General features: G+C 38.4%; 19 protein-coding genes and 1 pseudogene. All 20 read left to right on the top strand.

What is annotated here, in order from left to right; genetic code table 11:
• Nucleotides 1-15: 15 nt before the first annotated feature.
• A pseudogene (locus HMPREF2877_RS10520) lies at nt 16-267 on the top strand (FAD-binding protein); the annotation flags it as partial.
• A 388-nt stretch (nt 268-655) separates the two neighbouring features.
• Nucleotides 656-1,522, top strand: a complete 867-nt coding sequence (locus tag HMPREF2877_RS02050) for a CatB-related O-acetyltransferase (protein WP_053092688.1) — start codon at nt 656-658, stop codon at nt 1,520-1,522.
• 124 nt (nt 1,523-1,646) lie between these two features.
• Nucleotides 1,647-3,740, top strand: coding sequence for a glycosyltransferase (locus HMPREF2877_RS02055; protein WP_070578446.1), 2,094 nt, complete (start codon nt 1,647-1,649; stop codon nt 3,738-3,740).
• 1 nt (nt 3,741) lies between these two features.
• On the top strand, nt 3,742-4,617 hold the full coding sequence (locus tag HMPREF2877_RS02060) for an acyltransferase (RefSeq protein ID WP_070578448.1): 876 nt from the start codon (nt 3,742-3,744) through the stop codon (nt 4,615-4,617).
• Nucleotides 4,618-4,756: 139 nt separating this feature from the next.
• Nucleotides 4,757-5,965: a glycosyltransferase family 8 protein gene (locus tag HMPREF2877_RS02065; protein ID WP_045768816.1), complete on the top strand. Its 1,209-nt coding sequence runs from the start codon at nt 4,757-4,759 to the stop codon at nt 5,963-5,965.
• Nucleotides 5,966-6,025: 60 nt separating this feature from the next.
• Nucleotides 6,026-7,528: a glycosyltransferase gene (locus tag HMPREF2877_RS02070; protein ID WP_045772248.1), complete on the top strand. Its 1,503-nt coding sequence runs from the start codon at nt 6,026-6,028 to the stop codon at nt 7,526-7,528.
• On the top strand, nt 7,509-8,732 hold the full coding sequence (locus HMPREF2877_RS02075; RefSeq protein WP_070578451.1) for a glycosyltransferase family protein: 1,224 nt from the start codon (nt 7,509-7,511) through the stop codon (nt 8,730-8,732). Before HMPREF2877_RS02070 ends, HMPREF2877_RS02075 begins: the two co-directional genes overlap by 20 nt.
• Before the next feature lie 12 nt (nt 8,733-8,744).
• Nucleotides 8,745-9,755 (top strand): sugar transferase, encoded by a 1,011-nt coding sequence (locus HMPREF2877_RS02080; RefSeq protein WP_013990270.1) that lies wholly within the window; start codon nt 8,745-8,747, stop codon nt 9,753-9,755.
• A 35-nt stretch (nt 9,756-9,790) separates the two neighbouring features.
• Complete coding sequence (locus HMPREF2877_RS02085) at nt 9,791-10,999, top strand: glycosyltransferase (RefSeq protein ID WP_070578454.1); 1,209 nt, start codon at nt 9,791-9,793, stop codon at nt 10,997-10,999.
• Between the two features lie 38 nt (nt 11,000-11,037).
• A complete protein-coding gene (locus HMPREF2877_RS02090) occupies nt 11,038-11,922 on the top strand; it encodes a glycosyltransferase family 2 protein (protein ID WP_070578458.1) in 885 nt (294 codons plus the stop codon).
• On the top strand, nt 11,915-14,374 hold the full coding sequence (locus tag HMPREF2877_RS02095; protein WP_070578462.1) for an SP_1767 family glycosyltransferase: 2,460 nt from the start codon (nt 11,915-11,917) through the stop codon (nt 14,372-14,374). Before HMPREF2877_RS02090 ends, HMPREF2877_RS02095 begins: the two co-directional genes overlap by 8 nt.
• Nucleotides 14,375-14,383: 9 nt before the next feature.
• A complete protein-coding gene (locus HMPREF2877_RS02100) occupies nt 14,384-15,625 on the top strand; it encodes a glycosyltransferase family 8 protein (RefSeq protein WP_049529320.1) in 1,242 nt (413 codons plus the stop codon).
• Nucleotides 15,625-16,845: an accessory Sec system protein translocase subunit SecY2 gene (gene secY2 / locus HMPREF2877_RS02105; RefSeq protein WP_049529321.1), complete on the top strand. Its 1,221-nt coding sequence runs from the start codon at nt 15,625-15,627 to the stop codon at nt 16,843-16,845. The genes HMPREF2877_RS02100 and secY2 overlap by 1 nt, the downstream gene beginning before the upstream one ends.
• Nucleotides 16,846-16,984: 139 nt before the next feature.
• Entirely contained in the window at nt 16,985-18,550 is a 1,566-nt protein-coding gene (gene asp1 / locus HMPREF2877_RS02110) for an accessory Sec system protein Asp1 (protein ID WP_049529322.1), read from the top strand.
• The gene (gene asp2, locus HMPREF2877_RS02115; RefSeq protein WP_070578465.1) at nt 18,543-20,072 is read left to right on the top strand and encodes an accessory Sec system protein Asp2; all 1,530 of its coding nucleotides are present in this window, start codon (nt 18,543-18,545) and stop codon (nt 20,070-20,072) included. Before asp1 ends, asp2 begins: the two co-directional genes overlap by 8 nt.
• Nucleotides 20,073-20,074: 2 nt before the next feature.
• Nucleotides 20,075-20,521, top strand: coding sequence for an accessory Sec system protein Asp3 (gene asp3 / locus HMPREF2877_RS02120; RefSeq protein ID WP_013990277.1), 447 nt, complete (start codon nt 20,075-20,077; stop codon nt 20,519-20,521).
• Nucleotides 20,514-22,889, top strand: coding sequence for an accessory Sec system translocase SecA2 (secA2, locus tag HMPREF2877_RS02125; RefSeq protein ID WP_004182208.1), 2,376 nt, complete (start codon nt 20,514-20,516; stop codon nt 22,887-22,889). The genes asp3 and secA2 overlap by 8 nt, the downstream gene beginning before the upstream one ends.
• 13 nt (nt 22,890-22,902) lie before the next feature.
• Nucleotides 22,903-23,082: an accessory Sec system protein Asp4 gene (gene asp4 / locus HMPREF2877_RS02130; RefSeq protein WP_004182209.1), complete on the top strand. Its 180-nt coding sequence runs from the start codon at nt 22,903-22,905 to the stop codon at nt 23,080-23,082.
• An 18-nt stretch (nt 23,083-23,100) separates the two neighbouring features.
• Nucleotides 23,101-23,310 carry an accessory Sec system protein Asp5 gene (locus HMPREF2877_RS10525; RefSeq protein WP_373419246.1) on the top strand — a complete coding sequence of 70 codons (210 nt, stop codon included), beginning with the start codon at nt 23,101-23,103 and terminating at the stop codon, nt 23,308-23,310.
• 240 nt (nt 23,311-23,550) lie between these two features.
• A partial coding sequence (locus HMPREF2877_RS02135; protein WP_141751033.1) for an accessory Sec-dependent serine-rich glycoprotein adhesin occupies nt 23,551-24,427 on the top strand: 877 nt, incomplete at its 3' end.

Here is a 24,427-nt window from a genome sequence, read left to right on the forward strand (position 1 = left end):
AACTCTTTGGGTGCAGTTCAAATTGAAGTAGCAACATTTTATGTGACGCTTCATAAACCAGCACCCCATCACACCATGGGAAGTCTTAAGATTGATACTTAAACACATGTTATTAATGAAGATGGGGATATTATAAAGGGATTTTATGCAGCAGGAGAAGTAGCTGGAGGTCTTCACGCTGGGAACCGCCTTGGTGGAAATTCTTTGCCGGATATCTTTACTTTTGGACGTATTGCTGGGAAAATATCTATAAACAAGAATTGTTAGTACAATAGGTATGTCGTAAATAGAAAGAAGAATTTTACAGTTTTTTAGCTAATAAATATTTTTAGACTGGAGACAATTTGTTCCAGTCTTTTTAATTTCTCAAAAAGATGAAATAAAAGGTTTTAAAAATTAAAATGAGATAATGGCTCTTTGACTAAAAATAAGTTATAATTAGAATAAGTGTAATATGTAATTTTTATGGTATTTTTTCTAAAAAGAGATAGTGTCTTTACAAGGTTTTTTTAATAAAGAAAGTAAGACTAAGGATAATTTTTGGAAAAAGACAAAAATATCATAATAATATCCGATAATGAATAGTGTTGACTAGTGAATGGTTGGGTGTACTTAGGTTATCATCACCTAGGTCATGGAGGAGAAGATAGAAGTGATGAATGTTTCAGGCCGATTTTGTGTTTTTTCGCATAAGGATAGACAGCATCAACGTTTTTTTCAATTATTACCTGATGGTAGCATTAGAGATATTGACAGTCCTGGTCATGATAATGAACGCTTTTGGGATTTTCGAAATAATCAGATCTGCTTATATTCTAATCAAAGGCAGTTAACTGCTACTTTTGATTGTTGCTATGAGGAAGAGGGACATTCATACTGGGAAGGTTGGCATCAACACTCTATTCCTTTGGAACTTCGTCTCTATGATATGAAATCTGATCTTTTTGATTTTAAGACGAAGTTTACCAGTAGGTTTTTGATTGATTATGGAGCATTGTCAGTTGGTCCACATACCTATGGTATCCCCTTTTTAGTTGACTATGATCATGGTGGAAAGGTAATTATAGGGGATTACTGTTCTATTGGTCAGAATGTTTATTTTGTGACGGCAAATCACAATTTGGAATTGGTGACTACCTATCCATTTAAAAGTTTAGAGCGGTTTTATTCAGATAAGACCTTAGATATAGAAGACGATCACACCCTTCAATCTCCTACTAGGGTTGGTAATGATGTCTGGATTGGGAATAATGTCCAGATTATGGCTGGTGTAACTATAGGTGACGGTGCGGTTATAGCTGCAGGATCTGTGGTTACTAAGGATGTATCCCCCTATGCTATTGTTGGAGGGAACCCAGCCAAGTTGATTCGCTATCGTATTGCAGATGCTAATGACCGATTCAACATGCAAAAGATTTCTTGGTGGGATTGGCCAGAGCATGTAATTTCAGAACGACTTGATAAAATTATGAGTAAGGATATTTCTGCCTTTATTGCAGAATATTTACCCGAAGATGACTAGGCTCAATATTGTATCCATTTATTTGGTTGATGATTCACTCACAGAAGTTCTTGTTAGAGTTCTTCGTATGTGTAAAAGCTTGGACAACTATAATGTGCTATAAATAATAAAAGAAGAAATAAATATGACAGAAAAAGTTAGTGTAATTGTACCCGTATTTAATGTTGAAAAATACCTTAGACAGTGTCTAGATAGTATCCTTCAACAAACCTATCAGAATCTCGAAATTATTATTATAAATGATGGCTCAACAGATGGAAGTGACGCCATATGCCGTGAGTATGCTGGTAAGGATTCACGAATATCTTACTTTGCAAAAGAAAATACTGGGATTTCTGATACAAGAAATGTCGGTATTCGTCAAGCAACGGGTGAGTATGTGACCTTTGTAGATTCGGATGATTGGGTAGAACATACTTATGTTGAAGAGCTTCATGATAAGCTTAAGGCTTATGATGCTGACATTGCTATTACCAATTATTATCTCTTTAATGAGGCCGATAGTCTTTTTTATTTTTATATTACTGATGAGGATTATTATGAACAAGTGTATTCTCCTGCTCAGTTGATTGAGGGTCTATATGAAACCAAGTTCAATAAAAGCTTTGCTCTGATTTCAGCTTGGGGGAAACTTTATAAACGCACTCTTTTTGAAGATCTACTTTTTCCAAAAGGACAGATTGGAGAGGATGGCTTTTTTAATCTTAAGGCCTATTTAATGAGCGAGCGCGTAATCTACCTCAACAAGGGGTTGTATGCTTACCGAGAAAGACCAGGAAGTTTATCTAGAACTTGGACTGAAGATTGGATGTCAGCATTGGTATATGCTATGGAAGAGCGTCTTGCCTTGTTAGCTAGCAGGGGTTATCCACTCGAGAAGCATATGACTGTTTATCGTATGATGTTAGAGTCTTGCTTGACAAATGGAGCATCTCAGGGCTTAGAAGGAACAGAAGCTTATCGTCGAATCAAGGAAAAATATCAGGTATTAAGTTTAGCACCACAGCACTATAATGGGAAAAAACGATCAATTGTACTTGCTGCAAACTATCCTTATGTTGAGCAGGTGGTAACTACAATCAAATCTATTCTCTATCACCATCGCAATATTCGTTTTTATATAATTAACAGTGATTTTCCACAAGAATGGTTTAAGGGGCTAAACCGTCACCTTGCACGATTTGGTAGTGAGATTGTTAATTGTCGAGTAAGTAGTGCACAGATTTCCCAATATCGCACGGATATTTCCTACACTGTTTTTTTACGCTATTTTATTTCTGATTTTGTCAAAGAGGACCGTGTAATTTATATGGATTGTGATATGGTAGTGACGGGGTCACTTGATGATCTATTTACAATGGATCTAAAGGGATATCCTGTTGCGGCAGTCCGAGATTATGGGGGACGTGTCTTTTACCACCGAGAAATCTTCAATGCAGGCTTTTTAGTTATTGATAATGCATACTGGAGACAGGAACAGATGAGTAGGCACCTTATCGAAATGACTAATGAGTGGCATGATAAGGTTGATCAAGCCGATCAGTCTATCTTGAATATGGTCTTTGAAAATAATTGGTATGAACTTCCATTTGACTTTAACCATGTTGTTTTGCATAGCCATTTTACAGATTATCAATTACCAGAAGGACAAGAATATCCCAAAGTTATTCATTATCTGTCCCATAGAAAACCATGGTTTCCTCTGGCAGCGCAAACTTATCGCGATGTGTGGTGGTTCTATGCACAGTTGGATTGGTCTGATGTAGCTGAGAATGTTAGCTTGGCTCCATTGCAGAGTAGGGCGCTTTATCCTAAAGGTAGACCATTTACCTGTCTAGTTTATACTAGCATTGCTGAAATTCCTCACTTGGAGGATTTGATTCAAGCTCTTCCTCAAGTTCACTTTAATATTGCTGCCCGTGTCATTGTATCAGATAGCTTAGCGAGATTGATTACATATCCTAATGTAACAGTCTATTCTGGTATTAATAATATGCGTAGCCTAGATTTGGAATTGGTATCAACAAGTGATTTGTTACTTGATATCAATCCAGGAGAGAAGACTTTAGAAATACTTGATGGTTTCAGATTTGAGGATAAACCTATTTTTGCTTTTGATGATTTAAAATCTCGGAAACACCACCAACGTACATTTCCAAGAGAGCATTGGCAAGAAATGGCGGAAGCAATCAGGAAAATGAGAAAGGCGCAAGATTAAGATGGCAGACTTTCATTTGAACGGTAATTTTCAACAGATTACCATTGACCCTACGGCTCACGTTGAATTGGGGCAGGATATCACCTTGCGTTCCTTTGTTTGTCTAGAGGTGGGAAATGGTGCAACCCTAAAGCTCGGGAATCGTGTTTTCTTCAATAATCACTGTTCTATTCGTTGTGAACATCATATTGAAATTGGTAAGGATACCATGTTCGGAGATGGGGTTCGTATTTTTGATCATAATCATCAATATTCTAACTATCACGTAGAAAAAATCGCCTTTAATTATGGAAAGATATCGATCGGAAAAAATTGTTGGATTGGTGCCAATGTTGTGATTCTTAAGGGAGTCACGATCGGTGACAACGTCATTATTGGTGCAGGAGCAGTCATTCATAAGGATATTCCAAGTAACTCCATTGTTGTAAGTAAAGAGGAACTCATCATAAAAGAGCGGCCACAATTACAGCACCATGTGTTTACACTGACAGCCTCGGACACTCTGGAAAACCTCACTTATTTGGTAGAAAATCTTCCAGAAGTTTCGTTTCATATTGCAGCCAAGACCAATGTTTCAGATTGCTTAGAATCCTTTAAAAAGTATGACAATGTAACGTTATACACAAACGTCCATCATGACGATATTATAGAGGATTTATTGGATCAATCAGAAATCTATCTGGATATTAATCATTGGGATCAGGTGGATTCTATTGTAGATCGGGCATTTGAAAAGGGAAAACCGGTCTTCGCTTTTGATAATGTCGTTCACAGAGCAGAGTTGGGTGCTAGTGTATTTTCTCATCAGGACCCTGAAATGATGGTGAAAGCAATTCAAAGACAATTGTTTGGAATTGCTGTGGATACAGTAAACTGAAAAAGAAAATCTGGTTTATGTTTTTGATATTACAAATCATGATAATTGTGGACGAAGTAGGGGGGGTTCCACGTTTGAGGCAGATTTGAAGATAAATGAGATTAAGTTGGAGTTAGATTGAAAAAGAAAGGTAAGCTAGATGAATAAAGTTATAGCGTTAGGTGCCGACAATGGCTACATGGACAAGGTAGAAACAACGATTAAGTCAGTTTGTGTGCATAATGATAACATTAAATTTTACGTTTTTAATGATGACCTTCCTTCGGAATGGTTTCGTGTGATGAACAAACGTTTGGAGAAAATCAACTCACAAATTGTCAATGCGAAGATTTCAGATAACCACTTACGAAAGTATCATCTTCCAAGGCCTCATTTATCTTATGCAGCTTATTTCCGTTTTTTTATTCCTGAGGTAGTAGAGGAGGAAAGGGTTTTATACCTTGATTCAGATATTGTTGTAGATGGAAACTTGACGGATTTGTTTGAGACGGACCTTGGAGATTGTCCTTTAGCTGCTGTTCGAGACGATTTACAACAGACAAATTTTAATTCAGGAGTCATGTTGATTAATAATAAGTATTGGAGAGAACATGACATTTCCACTCAACTGTTTGAAGTAGCAGATCAATACCATGAATATGAATATGGTGATCAAGGTCTTTTAAACCGTTATTTTATTGGCCAGTGGAAAGAATTAGATATGAACTATAATTTCATGGTTGGTATGGATAGTGTGGCTACTTCTTCTCCTCAAAGTGATGAATGGTATATCAAAGCAAAACAGCATAAAAAGGTTTCTATTATCCATTATACGGCTGGTAAGCCCTGGCAGGCGGTGTTTAATAACCGTTTAGGTGATCGTTGGTGGTTCTATTATGCTCTGGATTGGTCAGATGTATTATTGCGTACAGAAATCATAAATCGTGATTTAGGAGCTTTAACTGTACAGGAACCCTACCATACAGCTATTTTCACAAATGCGTGTGAAATGGAACATTTGGAATACCTGATTCAAGCCCTGCCCAATGTGCATTTCCATATTCTAGCTCATACGGTCTTTGCGTCACAGGTGGTTGATTTGCAACGTTATCTAAATGTGACAATCTATCCTTGTTTTAATCAGTATAATTTTGAAACCGTTTTGGAGAAAATAGATTTTTATCTTGATATCAATCATTTTAATGAAATTATGTCGATTACACAGGAAGTTCATAAACTTGGAAAACCAATCTACGCCTTTGACAATACCAGCAAGGACCAGTCTGGAGAAAGTCATGTTTATCCGGCTCAGAACCCTGAAATGATGGTGGAAGAAATTAAATCTTATCTGGCCACATTGGCTGATTAGACTTGTGGAGAGAGACAAAAATCGTTATCAGAGTACAACTGGAACTTGCTGGGAGGAGAGATGATTTACACTTTTAATCTGATGGTGGAATTAGAGCCTAATGGTGTCGATGTTGCCCAGGCTTACCGGGGACAAATCTTTAGGAAACTGGGGTGTCCAGCACGTTTTGTCTTTACGCAAGTTCCTCCTAGATATAAATGGGATTACTATTTATCTTTGGGATATGCGGAAGATGAAATTGTTATAGCACATATGTTATTAACAGATCAGCGTGATATGACCTTGACAATGAGTGTGGAGAAAATGAAGCGAGGTTTGAATCTCCATTCCACTCCAATTGAACGAGATCAAGAGTTAATATTTCCGGAAGAGAATGGGATTTCTCTTGTCTTTCATCGAAATACTCTTAAGTCAAATTATGTTGATTATGTCGATTATTATGTAGCTGGTCATCTTCTTCGTAGGGAACATTACGGGAGTGTAAAGCTTTACACTGAATATTTTACAGCTGTTCCCACTGATGCGGGCTTAGAAGCAAGAGTCTTTCAGCGTCTTTTTTATAATTTGGATGGTTCCATAGCTTTGGAGGAAATCAAAAAGACACCAGGTGATTTGACGAAATCGGTCTATCGGCAGGGGACTCATTGGTTTTACAGTGAGTCGGAGCTTTTGAGCCAAGCGATCGGCACCTTACAATTTTCTGCAAAAGACCATATCATTGTTGATCGTTTAGAGCGTCTTCCCTTTACGCAGACTCTTTTAAAAATGAAGGGTGAAGCAACCTTATCGTGTGTCCTTCATTCGATACACCATTGGGGCGACTGTATCAATTCAGAATATTTCCTTCTTTTTCAGTATGCTAACTATTTTGACCACATCATTGTATCTACGGAAGCTCAAAAGGAAGAATTAGAACGGGATCTGTCGTCGGATAAGCCTGTATCTGTCTTGCCAGTCGGAGGGCTTGAAAGGTTGCAATATTCTGATAATCGCAAGCCTTATAGCCTGATGATTGCAGCACGGTTTGAACGGAGAAAGAGATTGGACCTAGCGATTGATGCGGTAGTGGCCTTGCATGAAAAAATCCCAGAGGTTACATTGGACATTTATGGTCAAGGTATGCTTTGGCAAGAAATAGAAGAAAAAATTAAGCAGTTAAATGCTCAAAGTTATATTCATCTCAAGGGGCACCAAGACCTTCAAACTCGTTTTAAGGCATATGAACTTTATTTGGCCACTTCCGAGTGGGAAACGTTTGGGTTAACTTTACTAGAGGCGATAGGGTCTGGCCTTGTTATGGTGGGAACAGACGTTCCCTATGGGAATCCCACTTTTATTAAAAATGATCGAAATGGTTTTCTCGTTCCCTTTGTAAATCAATCACATGAAGAAGTGGTTGCTGACTTGAAGAGAAGTATGCAGAAGGCTTTTGGAAACTTAAATTTTCTACGAGAAGGTTCTTATAAATTGGCTGAACGATATATGACAGATCAAATTATTGGACAATGGAGAGAGTTTTTGACGAATAGGGGAAAAAATAACGATGTATTATCTGGTAAATGAATGGACTTCAGATGATGAGAGGTTGAGAGATGACCTAGAACAAATTGGAATACCCATCCAGCCTCTACAGATAGAAAATATTCTGGATTTTATTTTTTCTAATCAAAAAGTAAATTCACCTCTGCATATGACTGGTCTTTCGTTACCCCCGTTTTGGGAAGTGTATGCGAATGGGGATATTGTTTCTGATGGAGTGAGGAGGGGGAGAATAGACTGTTATCAGGATTACCCTCAAAGGGTCAAAAAAGTAGAGTGGTATAATCCAGATGACAATTGTTCTACTTGTGATTACTATGATCTTTCTGGAAGACTTTTTCTGGAAGAAGTTTGGAGTGCAAATGAATGTCATCTATCTGTTTATATGAATGATAAAATGGGAAAACTACATTTATTCCATCAGCATGATCGTGCGCTCTATCAAACGACCGATGGTTTAGAACAGGGATTTCCCTCGATAGAAGAAGCGAAAAAAGCCCTTCTTCAAGAAGTTCTTTTGCAGGTTGAAACAGTATTTTTGTCTGATCCAGAATTGTTGAAGGCTTTACCCAAACTTGCGAAGGAGCAGATTATCTTCTATGATCGGTCAACTCTTCCTGAAGCAGAACTTGCTCCTCTATTGGACGAGGGTGTAAAAGTGTTAGTTCGTGATGCTAACGACAGAGCATCGCATGATCGTCTATTATTTTTCCCTACCTATTTGGGAGATTTGAGGGAATTTCAGCCACAGGTTCTCATTTTGACAAACACTCAAGAAATCGAACAGATTGAAGTTCTTGTGACTGCTCTTCCTCATTTTCAGTTTCATATTGCAGCCTTGACAGAGATGGGGGAACGATTAGTACGTCTCAATGATTATCCGAATGTTCACCTTTATCCAGGAATTTCAGGTGAGAATTATGAGCGGTTATTAAATAAATGCCGTATTTACCTAGATATCGCATATGCGGATGAAATTTTAGACGGAAATCGAATGGCTCTTGAAAGAGGAATGATTTTATATGCTTTTGAGGAAACCTGTCACCGACCAGACCTCTATATAAAAGATCACCTGTTTCAAAAAGATGCAATTACAGACTTGCTCGATGAACTATCTCAGCTGGAAGATCCTAAAAGATATCAATCAGTCTATGATAAGCAAAAGATGCATCCAATGCTAGCAACAAAAGAAGAGTTGAAGATGATTTTTCGAATGTCAGAAAAATAAAGAAGGGAAACCATGACTAAAGTACATATTACAAATCTATATGGTATGGCAGGGGATAGCACTGTCATCTTAGCTCAGAATGCTGTGACGGATATTGCGCGTGCTTTGGGGTATCGAGAGATTGGAATCTATTTTTATAATATCTCTACAGATAGTCCGAGTGAGAGAAGCAAGCGTCTAGATGGAATCATGGCAAGTATCTCATTTGGTGATATTGTGATTTTTCAATCGCCAACTTGGAATGGTTGGGAGTTTGACGCGGAATTTGTAGCGAAGCTGAAGGATTTAAGAGTTAAACTAGTGATTTTTATCCATGACGTTATTCCACTAATGTTTCGTGATAATGCCTACCTAATGCCGACTTATATGGAGATGTTCAATCAAGCAGATGTCATTATTGCGCCTTCACAACAAATGGTTAACCGTCTGTGTGAAGCAGGTCTGACTGTGGAAAAAATCTTGATTCAAGAATTTTGGGATCATCCTCATAACCTCAGTTTGAACCAACCAGTATTTAAAAAAGAGATTTTCTTTGCAGGATCTTTGACACGCTTTCCAGAGTTGCAAAATTGGGTTTATGAAACCCCTTTGCGAGTTTTTGCGAATGAGCCAAAGAGCAATCCAGAAGCCAATTTGGTGATTGAAGGATGGAAGCGCAATGAAGAACTCCTGATGGAACTATCAAAGGGAGGCTTTGGTCTTGTCTGGAATACCCAGTATAACGATGGGGAGAATGTTGATTACTACGAAATGAATATTTCACATAAGCTCAGCACCTATCTGGCGGCAGGAATTCCTGTGATTGTGCCCAACACCTTATCAAATAGTCATCTGATTGAAGAGCGTGGTTTAGGATTTGCTGTGAACAGTTTGGAAGAAGCCAATCAATTGGTTCAAAATATGGCTCCAGAATCCTATCAAGAAATTAGTAGTAGGGCTCAAGGGTTTGCTTTCCTCCTAAAAGAGGGGTATATCACTAAGAAGCTTTTAATAGATGCTATTAATTTCTTATTTACTTTATAAAAGGATAATTGAGAAAAAAGAGGGGGAAAATTTCAGTGAAAAGGGCAATCGTTCTTGCTGGTGATAATGGTTACATGGAAAAGCTAGAGGTAACTATAAAATCTATTGTTGCGACAAACAGTCAAATTATTTTTTATGTGATCAATGACAATCTCCCTCAGGAGTGGTTCTGGTTGATGGGGAGAAGATTAGAGTCTGTTCAATCACAAATTCGGAATATTAAGATTTCTTCTGATCAGATAAAAGGGTATTCGCTACCCATGGATCATTTAAGTTATGCTACCTTTTATCGTTATTTTATTGCAGATGTTGTTACAGAAGACCGAGCACTTTATCTAGATTCTGATATTGTTGTCACTGGAGATTTGACACCTCTCTTCGAAGAAGATATAGAAAATCATGCTTTGGCCGCAGTTACGGATGGCATAGATGCTTCTAAGTTTAATGCAGGTGTGCTCCTTGTGAACACTGTGCTTTGGAGAGAAGAAAAAGCTAGCCACCAGTTGCTGGAATTGACGAATCGCTATCATCAAGAGGAGTTTGGAGATCAAGGAATCCTTAATCGTCATTTTAAAGGACGTTGGAAAAAACTACCAGAAGTCTACAATGTAATGGTTGGTATGGATACGTTTGCTCACACCTTTAACGTCCCTGAATGGTATGATAAGGCAGACCAGCTGGAGAAGGACGCAGTAATCGTTCACTATGCGGGAGAGAAGCCTTGGTATCAGTGGAATTTGAATCGTTGTCGGGATATCTGGTGGTTTTATTATGGTCTGGAATGGTCTGAAATCTTGTTACGAAAGGATATTACCAAACGTCATTTCAAGGATTTGGTAGGAAGGCCCAAATTCCAAACAGCAGTATTTACGAATTCGGCAGCTATGGAACATATTGAAACATTGGTGGAAGCATTGCCAAATGTTCAATTTAATATCCTTGCTTACACAAATTTTGCTCCTAGTGTAATTGCTTTAGAAGCCTACTCCAATGTTTCGCTTTATCCTCGTTTTACACGGTACAATGCTCAAGCTGTGTTGGATAAATTGGATTTTTATTTGGATATCAATTATCATGAAGAGATTTATGATATTATTCAAAAGGTTACTGCGTTGAAAAAACCTATCTTTTCTTTTGATGTTACCAATCATTGTGAGATTGAAGGGGATAGTTACTGTTTTCATGTAGAGGATATTGATGATATGATTGCTGTTATTCAAGAATATTTAGCTCAATTGAGTTAAATCAGGTATGAATTAGGTTGAAATAGGTGAAGGAAAAAATGGAAAAAATTAGTGTCATCGTCCCTGTATATAATTCAGAGGCCTATCTTGAAAATTGCTTAAATAGTATCATCCAACAGACCTATCAAAATTTAGAAATTATCTTAGTCAACGATGGTTCAACGGATGGTTCTGCCGCTATTTGCCAACGCTACAAGATTCAGGACCCTCGAGTGAAGGTCTATCATAAGCCTAATGGAGGAGTTGGATCTAGTCGGAATCGTGCTTTAGAAGCGGTGACGGGAGACTACATTCTCTTTGTGGATAACGATGATTGGTTGGAACTGGATCATATCGAGAGTTTATATCATTTGCTGAAAAAAGCAGATGCAGATATTGCAATTGGAAATTTCACTCAATTTATGGAAGAAGAGGGGAACTTTTTAATCCATGTTGGGGGAAATGATTATTTCGAGCGTGTCTATTCTCCTTTTGAGTGGTTCCAACATCAATATGATGGGCAATATAATCTGAGCCAATGTTTCACGGTCCCTTGGGCAAAGCTTTATAAGGCGGAATTGTTTAAAGAGATTGTTTATCCAACAGATAAAACGGTAGAGGATGATTATACGACCTACAAGGTCTATCTACAAGCCGATAAAATTGTCTATATGAACCGTGCCATCTATCTGCATCGTAAACGTGAGACAAGTGTGACCAAAACGGTCAACCTTGCAGATGTTTATCCGTTACAAAGTATCGAAGAACGCATGATGATTCTTCAATTGATCGGAGCTCCAAAGGGCTTAATAGATGTAGAAATTGCTGCCTACAAGTGGCGATTGGCCATTCATGAAGAAGAGACCTTAAAACATGGAGACATGGAAGCTTATCAGCAAGTACTGGTAAAAAAACGGATCAAGGAGAAGAGTTTTCATGCATGATACAAAAAGTCGGGCGATTGTTCTAGCAGGAAATCAGAACTTTACCGCTCAGTTATCGACGACTATAAAATCTATCTTTTATCACAATAAAAATGTGAAAATTTATGTTTTGAATCGAGATATCCTTCCAGACTGGTTTCGAAAACCACGGAAGATGGCTCAGCTCTTAGGGGGCGACCTCATTGATGTCAAATTGAATCCAGACGATGTGAAGGATACCTGGTGGACTCAGGAACATATTAGTCTGGATGCTTATTCCCGCTACTTTATTCCGAAGTATATCTCAGAGGAAAAGGTGCTGTATCTCGATGCGGATTTGCTGGTTCTAAAGAACTTAGAGGATATCTTTGAAATAGATATGAAGGGCCACCCGATTGCAGCCGTGATGGACACAGATAACCAAAGTTTTAATTCCGGTGTCTTATTAATTGATAATGGTTTGTGGAAACGAGAAAATATGACAGAGCAGTTGGTGAATGAGACGAATGGCTCACTCCAGCAAGCTTTAGAAGGAAATATTCCTAAATTTAATGGGGATCAGACAATCTTTAATAAGGTCTTTCGTGATAGATGGTTAGCCTTGGATAAAAGGATGAACCTCCAAGTTGGTCATGACGTGACTGCTTTTATGAGTCATTGGCCAAATCACTTTAAAGATAGTGAAGATCCCTATGTTGTGCATTTTGTCTCACACCGAAAACCATGGGCGACACTAAGTGCCAATCGTTTCCGCCAATTATGGTGGGCTTTCCACGACATGGATTACAGTCAGGTCTTGTCTCACCATATGGGGGACTTCCAGATAGAGATGGATCCAGATTATGAGCTCCATCTGTTCAATTTGACCAATTCTCAATCCTTCAAAAACCTTGAGGAATTGATTCAGGGACATCCGAAGGCCTTGTTCCATATTGCTGCCTATACGGAAATGGGAGAGGAATTGATGCGTCTTGCAAAATATGAAAATGTGAGATTGTATCCAGAAGTCGTCCCTCCAGTATTGGAAGAACTTATCAATCGTTCTGCTGCCTATTTAGATATTAACTATGGTACTGCTGATCAAGCAACCTTGGCGGCTTATGCGAAAACAGGGAAACCGATCTTGTCCTTCCCAGAAACCAGACATAGTGAGCAAGCACAGTTAGAGGTCAACACGATTGAACAAATGCATTCACTCATTAAAGAGCGTATAAAGACAGGTGAATGGGGAGAAGTTCACGAGCTTCCACGATTGCACTCCTTAACCATGACCCAAACGCAAGATCTCGAGTCGATCGAAGAACTGGTCTGTGCTCTTCCATTTGTGCAGTTTCATATCGGTGCTTGGACAGCTATGGGACCTAAGTTAGTCGAATTAAAGCAACATCCCAATGTTAGTTTGTATCCTGCGATCAATCAGGAGCAGTTGAGCCAGTTGATCCATAGTGCGGATATTTATTTGGATATTAATCATGGCGATGAAGCTGGTGATATTCTATCACAGGTAGAATTGGCGGGGATTCCTAGTTTTGGTTTTTATAAAACCCAACACGGGAACCATGGGCAGTTTCTTTTTTCAAGTGAGCGACCACAGGAACTGATCACGGCGATTGAACAATTGGATGGAGAAGGAAGCTTGCCTAAAATTCTCCCTCTACCAACGGTTAAGTCCATTGATGAGAGTCTGGACTTCATTAGGGAAAATCATTCATCTGTCATTCGTTTTGGGGATGGTGAAATCAATCTAATAGCTGGCCATTCTATCGCCTACCAAGATTATCATCCTGAACTGGCACGAACTCTACGTGAGTTGGTTGGAATGAACAGTTCAGAAAAACTCTTAGTCTGTTTGCCAGATGCTTTCGAAGATCGCTTCAAATTTACGTGGTGGGCAGAAGATTTTTGGAAAAAGCATTTGGATCATTATGATGATTTTTATCGTCAAATTGCACCGGCACCATGGTATGGTTCAACCTTTATCTCACGTCCTTATATTGATTTTTTAGATAAAACAAACGCCGAGTCACAGTTTGAAAAGCTAAAAAGGTTATGGGAAAACAAAAATCTCTTAATAGTAGAAGGAGCTACATCTCGTTCTGGGGTTGGTAATGATTTATTCGATCAGGCCTTATCTATCAAACGTATTGTCTGCTCTTCTCATTGTGCTTATAAGGATGTGGATGCTATTGAGTCAACAATTCGTAAGTATGCGGATAATCATCTTATACTCATCATGTTGGGCCCAACGGCTAAAGTATTAGTTGCAAATCTAGCTAAAGATGGTTATCAAGCCTTGGATATTGGACATATTGACTCTGAATATGAATGGCTAAAAATGGGTGCGACAACAAAAGTTAAACTCAAACACAAACACACGGCGGAGTATAACTTTGACCAAGATATTGAATTCATCGAAGATGAAACCTACACCAAACAAATCGTGGCAGACTTATCTCGTTTGCCGGTAGAATAAGAAAGATATATGAATAATAAAAATACAGTAGTATTGGCAGGAGATTATGCTTATATTCGTCAAATAGAGACCGCTTTAAAATCTCTTTGTTATCACAATCGTCAGCTTAAAATATACCTTTTTAATCAAGATATCCCAGTCGAGTGGTTCCGTGCCACGAGAGAGCATGTGGAGAGACTCGGAGGAGAGCTTCTTGATATTAAGTTAATTGGTCCTCAATTTCAGATGAATTGGACTAATAAGTTGGGACATATCAACCATATGACCTTTGCGCGTTATTTTATACCTGATTTCGTACATGAAGATAAGGTACTTTATCTTGATAGTGATTTGATAGTCACAGGTAATCTAGATAGTCTTTTTGAACAGGAATTGGGAGACAATTATGTCGGAGCTGTTCGTTCATGTTTTGGTGCCGGTGTTGGTTTTAATGCAGGTGTATTGCTAATTAACAATCGTTTATGGAAAGAGGAACATATCCGTCAAAAACTAGTGGATATAACTGAACGGGAGCACGCAAATGTAGGAGAGGGTGATCAATCAATACTCAATATGGTATTTGAAGACCGCTACCTGAATTTACCTGATACTTATAATTTTCAAATTGGTTTTGATGCTGGTGCAGCCGAGGGAGGTCATCGTTTTGTTTTTGAAATTCCTCTTGAACCACTACCTTTGATTTTACATTATATTTCTCCGGATAAACCGTGGAATCAGTTTTCAGTAGTACGACTGCGTGAGGTTTGGTGGCGGTACTGTCTCATGGAATGGTCTCAAATTTTGAAAACATGGACAAATCGGGGCTTTGAGTTAGAATCTAACCGTGAATCTACCGTGTTGACGTGTTATACTTTGACGAACTCCTACTTATTGGAACAGATTGAATACTTAGTTCAGCATCTGCCTCAGGTTCATTTTATCATCGCTGCCTATACCTATATGGCTACAGAACTTTTAGTGTTATCTCGCCATCCAAATGTAACCCTTTATCAAAATACCTATCCTTTGCTTGTTGAATATGAGCTATCTAAAGTTGATTTCTATCTGGATATTAATCATTATGATAAATTACCAGAAATCTATGGGTACGTAACTCAAAATCAGCTTCCTTTACTAACTTTTGAGAATACACAAGCTCCAAATCAATCTTATCAAGCTATTTTTTCACATGAAAATCCTGAATTGATGGTGAATGCTATTAATCAATTGGTTGCTAAGCGTATTAGTGAGAAGGAGGAGAGTGGCTGCTAATGAAAAAAATATTACAATCTATTGTTTTTAAACGTTTATCTTGGACAGTTCTTTTCCTCTTTATTTATGTTTTGGGAAGCCATTTAGTCTTACCATTTATAGATTTGAAGCACCCAAAACTCTTAGGAGGGTTATCCAATTCGATAGCCTTCACAAGTGCTATGATGGGTGGTAATTTAAGTTCATTTTCACTTTTTTCTGTGGGCTTGTCCCCTTGGATGTCAGCCATGATTCTTTGGCAGATGTTTTCGTTTTCAAAAAAGTCTGGTTTAAGTAAGCTACCAATAGAAATACAGGATCGACGCAAAATGTATTTGACCTTTGCCATCGCTCTCATCCAGTCTTTAGCGGTGTCTCTAAGCCTTCCGATTGAAGTAGGAATTCCTAAAGGATTGGCTATCCTAACGAACACTATCCTTCTAATTGCGGGAACCTTCTTTTTAGTCTGGCTATCGGATTTGAATTCTTTCTTTGGTATAGGAGGTTCTATTGTCATTTTGATGGCCAGTATGGTTGCTAATCTACCTAGGCAAATTGGAGAGAGTATTACACGACTACATATAGGATTACCGATTATTCTCTCTCTGATTATCATGGGTTTGCTCTTCTTATATATTGCAGTTATTGTCCAAAGAGCACGGTATCGCATTCCCATCAATAAGGTTAATATTCATAATCGTTTTAGCCAGTATTCCTATCTTGATGTTATGCTTACCCCAGCAGGTGGGATGCCCTTCATGTACGCAATTTCTCTAGTCTCTATTCCTCAATATCTTCTTATCTTGATTCAGATTTTATTTCCTAAAAACGGTTGGACAAATAGTTGGATTGAAGCTCTGACAGTGGGACATCCGATTTGGCTTGTTCTCTATCAGGTGGTCTTATTTGTTTTGGGGATTGCTTTTGCTTTCGTAAACGTTAGTGGTGAACAAATTGCAGAACGCATGCGAAAATCAGGAGAGTACATTTACAATGTTTATCCTGGCCCTGATACAAGCCGTTATATCAATAAAGTTGTCATGAAATTTGCTGTTATTGGGGCAATTTATACAGTTATCATGGCAGGTGGCCCTATGATGATTGTGCTTATTAATCCGCAGTACTTACAACTTAGTATGATTCCTGGAATGTTTTTGATTTACAGTGGAATGGTATACAATGTACGCGAAGAAATTGCAGCTATGACCCTAAATGAATCCTATAAAGGTTTATTTGACTAGATTAAAAGTTAAAATTATTTATATCACCTCAATTATTCATTTGAGAGTGATAGGTAGTCTGGTGATCTTTTTGACCTGCCTACCTATCATCCTTAATATATCGTTAATTATTTTGAATTCATAAAAAATGGGAGAACATATGTATTATTTAATTCCGGCTTGGTACGGTCAAGGGGCAGAGTTTTGGCAACCTGACTTAACACCGTGGTATTTTAGAACCTCGAAAATAGAATTTGATGATACTTTACACCAAGCACGTATTTTTCAAGGCCAAGCGATGTCGCCTAGATTATTACTTTTAGCTTATCAACCACATTTACGTTATTTTCTGCACCGCTTTGATCTCTTAGAAGTGTCGCATTTTTCAGTGTTTGATGCTATTCAAGGAATCAAAGAGCAGCCCATGCGTTGCTTACAAGTATCTGACTTGGATTGGGATGATGATTGTGACTTTATTTTTACCCCTTTCGTTATTGTTGTTGAGAAACATCATCAGCGTTTTGCCGAAATAGAGTTGGGACCAGAAGGATATTTGAGTCTTATTCGATATTATCAGGATGGCCTGATTTTAAGAGAAGAAGTCTACGATGACAGAGGATTTGTTTCCAGTATCCTTCATTTTGAAAATGGTCAGGCAACACACCGAGATTATTTGAATGAAGATGGCATTTGGCAACTTTGTCATTTCTTTGATGGACGAGGGATCGTAAGTAATCCAAGAACAGATCATCGTTTTAAGAAAAATTACTATATCAGTATGGAAGAAGTCATTTGGGAGTTTTTTGATGCTTATATTGCTCAAGAATTGACGCCTTCGGATTGCTTTGTCGTTGCGTCGAAAAGTAATCTGAATCAAACTCTTTATAGTCATCTACCAGAGGCTAATCAGAAAATCTTGACCTACTTCAAAGAACGCAATCAAAATGACGCCTTAGAGGATTATGCTTCTTATTTGCAACTTGTTGATCTGATTATTAGTGATTCTCAGGACTTTTCTACAGAATTAAGAAAACTATTTCCAGAGCAAGCTGAGAAGATTCAGCATATGGCATCTTATGATACCCGTCTAGCACTTGGAAAGAGCCAACGTCTTAAGTCATCTAAACTCTATTACCAGGTGAATTTAGATGATATCAGTTGGGAAGCTATCTATCAGGTTTTAGATTTTGTAGCAAATCACCAGAATACTTATATTGTATTTGGAACTTTCAATGCGAATCCGCATGATTTTGATACATTTAAAGAAGACGTAGAGCACCTTATCTCTGAAAAACTGAATAAGAAAAAATTCAAACACATAAAAGATAATCAAAGTGCAGAAAACTACCTCGCTGAAAATGAGGAAGTTGAGTATCGTTATGATTTTGTTAATTTGATTGATGAGACAGCCTTGATTAAAGAATTTGAGTATACCCGTCTTATTGTTGATCTCAGCTTGGAACCACATCGTTATACTCAAATTGCAGGCATTAGTGCTGGGATTCCACAGATAAATAGGGTCACTTCGGACTATGTAACACATTTGAAAAATGGTTATATCCTAGAAGAAGTAACACAATTTGAGGAGGCGGCATCTTATTATCTTGATCAGTTAAAGTACTGGAATCAAGCTTTAATTGAAGCAATTGAGAAAATCAGAGAAAATACAGGAGAGCGTTTTGTTGAAAAATGGGAGCACTATTTGAAGGAGGATAAGTATGTCTAAAATTAGCATTTTGCAGGTTGGACGAGATAATTGGTCAAATACTTATGAACTCCCCGATAATGTTCGTTTTTTCTACCTTCGTGCTGGGCTTTCTAGTGATATTCTCCAATGTTTGAAACAAGCTAAACTAAGAAATTTTAATGCGGTCCTTGTTGATAGTCAGGAATCCTTACTCATGCTGATGGACTTGCGTAAGATCTTAGTTCCTTATACCATCTTTTATGATGCTGACCTTTTGATAGAGGACCATCGAGTAGGTCGCTTTCTGAAAGAAATTTGTGCTATACCAGCAGATTTTTCAGATAAGCAAGATCTGCTAGATACCCTGTCTAAGGCACTTTTCGCTGGACAATATGGTGATAAATTGTTCCCTTATCAGATCCAGGTTCATCCTCGATTCAAAGGGAAAGTTATTTATAATGGTTTTGAAAGTATCTCTTTGGATGGGAATTACGGCGACTCCTTTAAGCCTATTCTTAACTGGAGTTTTAATATTCGAGTAGCTGAGGATTTCCCTGTTGAACTTTGGTTAGAATTTGAGAAGGCTCAGACCTGTCAATGCCAATTAGTGCTGCGCATTATTCCTGAAGGTTCAGTTTCAGAAATCGTGAGAACAATTGTAGTTAGCGAGGAAGAAATGCGTAAAGGTGCCATTGTTTTAGATCAGGGGAGAACTTATATTTTATCAGCAACTTTAGAAGCTAAAGGAAATGGTGCTCTAAGAGTTGGGAATTTCCATCAACGATGGACACGTTTTCAATTTGGAAAGTTTGTATTGGGTGGGGGGATTCTCCATGATAGTAAACGTCAGGAAATCAATTATTTCTTTTATCCTGGGGATTTCAAGCCACCGCTGTCCGTCTACTTTTCAGGTTTTCGTCCTGCCGAAGGTTTTGAAGGATTTGGTATGATGAGGGCTATGGAGACACCTTTCCTGCTATTTTCTGATCCTCGCCTAGAGGGGGGAGCTTTCTACATGGGAACTGAAGAGCTTGAAAATAGTATCAAGGATACTATCCAACATTATTTGGATTACCTAGGCTTTGACAGTGATCAACTTATTCTCTCTGGGATGTCCATGGGAACTTTCCCATCTATGTACTATGGCGCGGACTTTGAACCTCATGCCATTATCATGTCTAAACCTCTAGCCAATGTTGGTACCATCGGTAATCGTGCCAGACTTTTGGCACCAGAGGTTTTCCCGACAGGAATTGATGTCTTGCATTTGCAGACGGGACGTTTGGACAATGAAGGCGTCGAGGCCCTTAATCAGAAGTTCTGGGATAAGTTTGAAAAAGCAGACTTCTCAAACACGACCTTTGGGGTTTCTTACATGAAAGATGAGGATATGGACCCAACAGCCTTCGAGGATATTACTAAAGTCCTATATTCTTCGGGAGCACGAATTCTTAGCAAGGGAACTTCTGGACGACATAATGATGACCATTCAACTGCGACTGCTTGGTTTCTCAATTTTTATCGTATGATTTTAGAAAATGATTTTGGAAGAAAGGGATGAACATGATTCATAAGAATAACTCTCAGATTCAATGGGGAACGAATGTGAGATCCTATATGTTTGGTTCCCAAATTGAACATCATCCAGATGGCTCAGTCAATTTCAGTAACCCCTTGATAGCATCAGGAACTGAGATTCATTCCTGGCTAGCTATTCAAAATTATCAGGCGAGTCGAAAGCAACCTAGCTTACCTTTGTTAAAAAAGGGATATATTTATCGTCTCGAATCACAATTTACAACAGTTCCTGAAGGTACGGTTTATCTTAAATTAAGCTTCTTAAATCGTTATGGTGAGGAAGTTAAGCAGATGATTGAAAAAAAACAATCTTTCACCTTCGTCTATCCTCATGAAGCCTACAATTATTCCATCTCCCTCTTGAGTGCTGGAATGGTAGAATTGGATTTTAAGGGAATGACAATCACTGAAGTAGGAGAAGAAAATGTTTAATTCTTTAAATCCTTTAAAACCAGTAAAAAGTGTACTCAAGCAAGTTAATGGTTGGGCTGAGCAGATGGCACAACTGGATGACCAGTCATTAAAAGATAAAACTACTGAATTTAGAGAACGGCTAGACAAAGGCGAAAGTTTAGATGATTTATTACCAGAGGCTTACGCAGTAGTACGTGAAGCAGCTAAGCGTGTATTAGGTATGTTTCCCTATGATGTTCAGGTTATGGGAGCAATCGTTATGCATCAGGGAAATATTGCTGAGATGAGTACAGGAGAAGGTAAGACCTTAACAGCAACCATGCCAGTTTACTTAAATGCACTGACAGGACAAGGAGCAATACTTGTAACGACAAACGAATACTTAGCAAAACGTGATGCTGAAGAAATGGGACAGGTTTACGAGTTTCTAGGTCTAACCATTGGCGTTCCTTTTGCAGAGGATGGTGAAGAACTTGATACCTTTGAAAAAAGGGAGATTTACGCTTCTGATATTATCTATACGACAAATAGTGGTTTGGGCTTTGACTATCTTATTGACAATCTAGCTTCGAATAAAGACGGTAAATACATGCGTCCTTTTAACTTTGCTATTATTGATGAGGTTGATTCCGTCTTACTGGATAGTGCGCAAACTCCCTTGGTTATTTCAGGTTCTCCTCGTGTTCAATCCAACTATTATGCCATGATTAATACACTCATGACGACATTGGTTGAGGATCAGGACTATATTTTCAAGGAAGAAAAGGGTGAAGTTTGGCTGACAACTAAAGGTGCAAAGTTAGCTGAAAATTATCTAGGAATTAGTAATCTCTATGCCAAAGAGAATGCTACGTTTGCGCGTCACCTTATTTATGCTCTCCGAGCTCATACCCTATTCAAAAAGGATAAAGATTATATTGTTCGTCAAGGAAAAGATGGACCAGAAGTTGTTCTTTTAGATAAAGCGACTGGACGCTTGATGGAATTGACCAAACTCCAAGGAGGCATGCATCAGGCAATTGAAGCCAAGGAGCTTGTAAAGTTATCTCCCGAAACACGTGCCATGGCTTCTGTCACCTATCAAAGCCTTTTTCGTAAGTTCAAAAAGATTTCAGGTATGACTGGGACTGGTAAGACGGCAGAAAAAGAATTTTTGGATACTTACGGAATGCAAGTTGTTCAAATTCCGACCAATCGTCCGAAACAAAGGATAGATTATCCAGACAATCTTTATGTAACTTTACCAGAAAAAATCTATGCTTCTCTAGAGTATGTTAAGCATTATCATCGAAAAGGAAATCCTCTCCTAATATTCGTTGGTTCGGTTGAAATGTCTGAATTATATTCTAACCTTCTCCTAAGGGAAGGAATTGCCCACAATCTTTTAAATGCTAATAATGCTCCGAGAGAAGCTGAGATGATAGCTGAATCAGGTCAGATGGGTGCTGTCACGGTAGCTACTTCTATGGCGGGACGAGGGACCGATATTAAGTTGGGACCTGGAGTAGCCGAATTAGGTGGTCTTGTTGTCATTGGGACTGAACGTATGGAAAGTCAGCGTATTGATTTACAAATCAGAGGACGTTCAGGACGTCAGGGAGATCCTGGAATGTCTAAATTTTTTGTTTCACTTGAAGATGATGTTATCAAAAAGTATGGTCCTAACTGGGTACATAAATATTATAAAGACTACACTATTGATGAAAAAACTGAGAGTATAGAATTAGTAGGGCGACGCTACAGACGTTTGGTCGAGAAGGCTCAAAGAGCTAGTGACAGTGCAGCACGTTTTTCACGTAAGCAAACACTAGAATATGCTGAGAGTATGAACATTCAACGGGAACTCATTTACGCTCAACGAAATCACCTTATTAATCAAGATCAGGATTTAACAGATACCATTGAGCAGGTTCTTGATGACTATATTGATATTGCTCTGGTTGAAGAAGATCTTAGCGAGAAGGAGAAGTTGTATCACTTTATTCTCAAAAACATTAGTTTTCATATTGAGAAAATTCCAGATAATCTGGATATTGATGATGTTGAAGCTGTGGCTGAACTTATCTATCAGTTTGCTTATAGGGAAATAGATGATAAAAAGAAACAATTAGACACTATTGATCTTTTTGGATATTTCCAATGTCTATCACTTCTTAAGGCTATTGATGATAATTGGATTGAACAGGTTGACTATTTACAACAACTCCAACAAGCTATTGGGAGTCAAACGGCTAGTCAGAAGAATCCAATTGTTGAATATTATCAGGAAGCATTTGCAGGTTTTGAAACCATGAAGAAGCAGATCAAAAAAGACATGGTTCGCAATCTTTTACTCAGTCAAGTGCTTGTTAGTGAGGATGGTAATATCGTGACCTACTTCCCATAGGAAAGAGAGAAATATGACAAATAAAGACTTATTTCATAATGCGGTTGAAGGCCGTATGGAGGAGCTAAAACAAAAGCCCATAGTGGAGGAAAAAGAAACTAGGGGCGAGAAAATAAATAAGATTTTCTTTTTTATGTTAGGCTTTGTTATTATAATTAGTTTAATTTTTACTTTAATAGGTATGTTGAGGTAGTCTATGCAAATATTCTTTATGATTTTACTCATCATTTTAAGTGTGTCACTTATTATTACTGTAACACTGCAGCCTAGGCAAATTCAGATTTTTTCGAGTGATGCCACGAGTAATATTGGTAGGACCAGTTACTGGGCGAGCCAAACTCTTCTAAAGGGCCTAACCCTGGGGCTTAGTTCTGCATTATTTGTTATTCTATTGGTCATGATGGTTATCTCTTATCATTAGTTATAGTTGATTATCATAGATTAATGGGATTAAACTGACTATTTTTATAAAGTAATTTTCCCTCAAACATTAAGTTTCTGAGGGATTTTTTATGTTTCTTTGATTTACAAAAAAAGTTGAGAATAATAAAGTTTGAAAAATAAGTTGTAGTACTAATTTTTTGACTATTTTTATGATAAAATGGGATAATATGCTTATGAAAAAGATATAGAAATAAAAAATAAATGAAAAGGTTTATATATGTTTTTTAGAAGAAATGAGGGTCAGTACCGAGAAACTGATCGTGTGACACGTTTTAAATTGGTAAAGTCAGGGAAACATTGGTTACGTGCCGCAACTTCTCACTTTGGGCTTTTTAAGATAATAAGTGGTCGAGTGGATGCGTCATCTGTATCAGTTCACCAAGTTGAGGAAGAAGTACCTTTAATCACAAGTGACAGACTTTTAAAGGGAGTAGCCGCGACTGGAGCTCTACTAGGTGGAGGAGTAGCGACTTATGTGGTTCAAGCTGATGAAGCAACAAGTCCATCAGCGGTAGAGCATACGGTTAGTCCGACGACAGATGTTTTGGCGGCCTCTGATTCAGCGGTTTTGGGTCATTCGGGAGCTATTACAGAATCTGTAGTCAGAGGGGATGTTGTTAGCCAGTCAGCTTCATCCACAGATTCCGTATCAAACTCAGTAGATTCAGTCTCACTATCGCTATCGGCAAGTCATCAGGCTTCTGCGTCAGTATCAGCGAGCCTTTCGACCTCAGTCTCAACCTCTGCTAGTACGTCAGCTTCGACAAGTGCGAGTGAGTCAGCCAGCACCAGTGCTTCGGCTTCACAGAAAGCTTCAGAGTCTACTTCAGTTTCAATGAGTGGTTCAAAGGCGACAGGGCATGACAGTGAGACATCAAGTAGTCAAGTTACTGCTACGAGCCAGACGGGGTCTGAGAGTGGGGCAGGCTCAATGCGTTCGGAAGACTTAGAGACATCACGTTCATCAGATTTAACAACAAGAGCGTCAGTACCGACAGTCTCAGCACAAGCAGCAGAGGTTACCTCAGAGGCTACAGCAGTAGCTAATACTGCTGTGGTAGCGAGTATTGAGGCGGATAAGAAGCGTCAAGAGC

Origin of the sequence: Streptococcus sp. HMSC072D03 (genome assembly GCF_001812855.1) — a bacterium.
GTDB classification, from domain to species: domain Bacteria; phylum Bacillota; class Bacilli; order Lactobacillales; family Streptococcaceae; genus Streptococcus; species Streptococcus salivarius_D.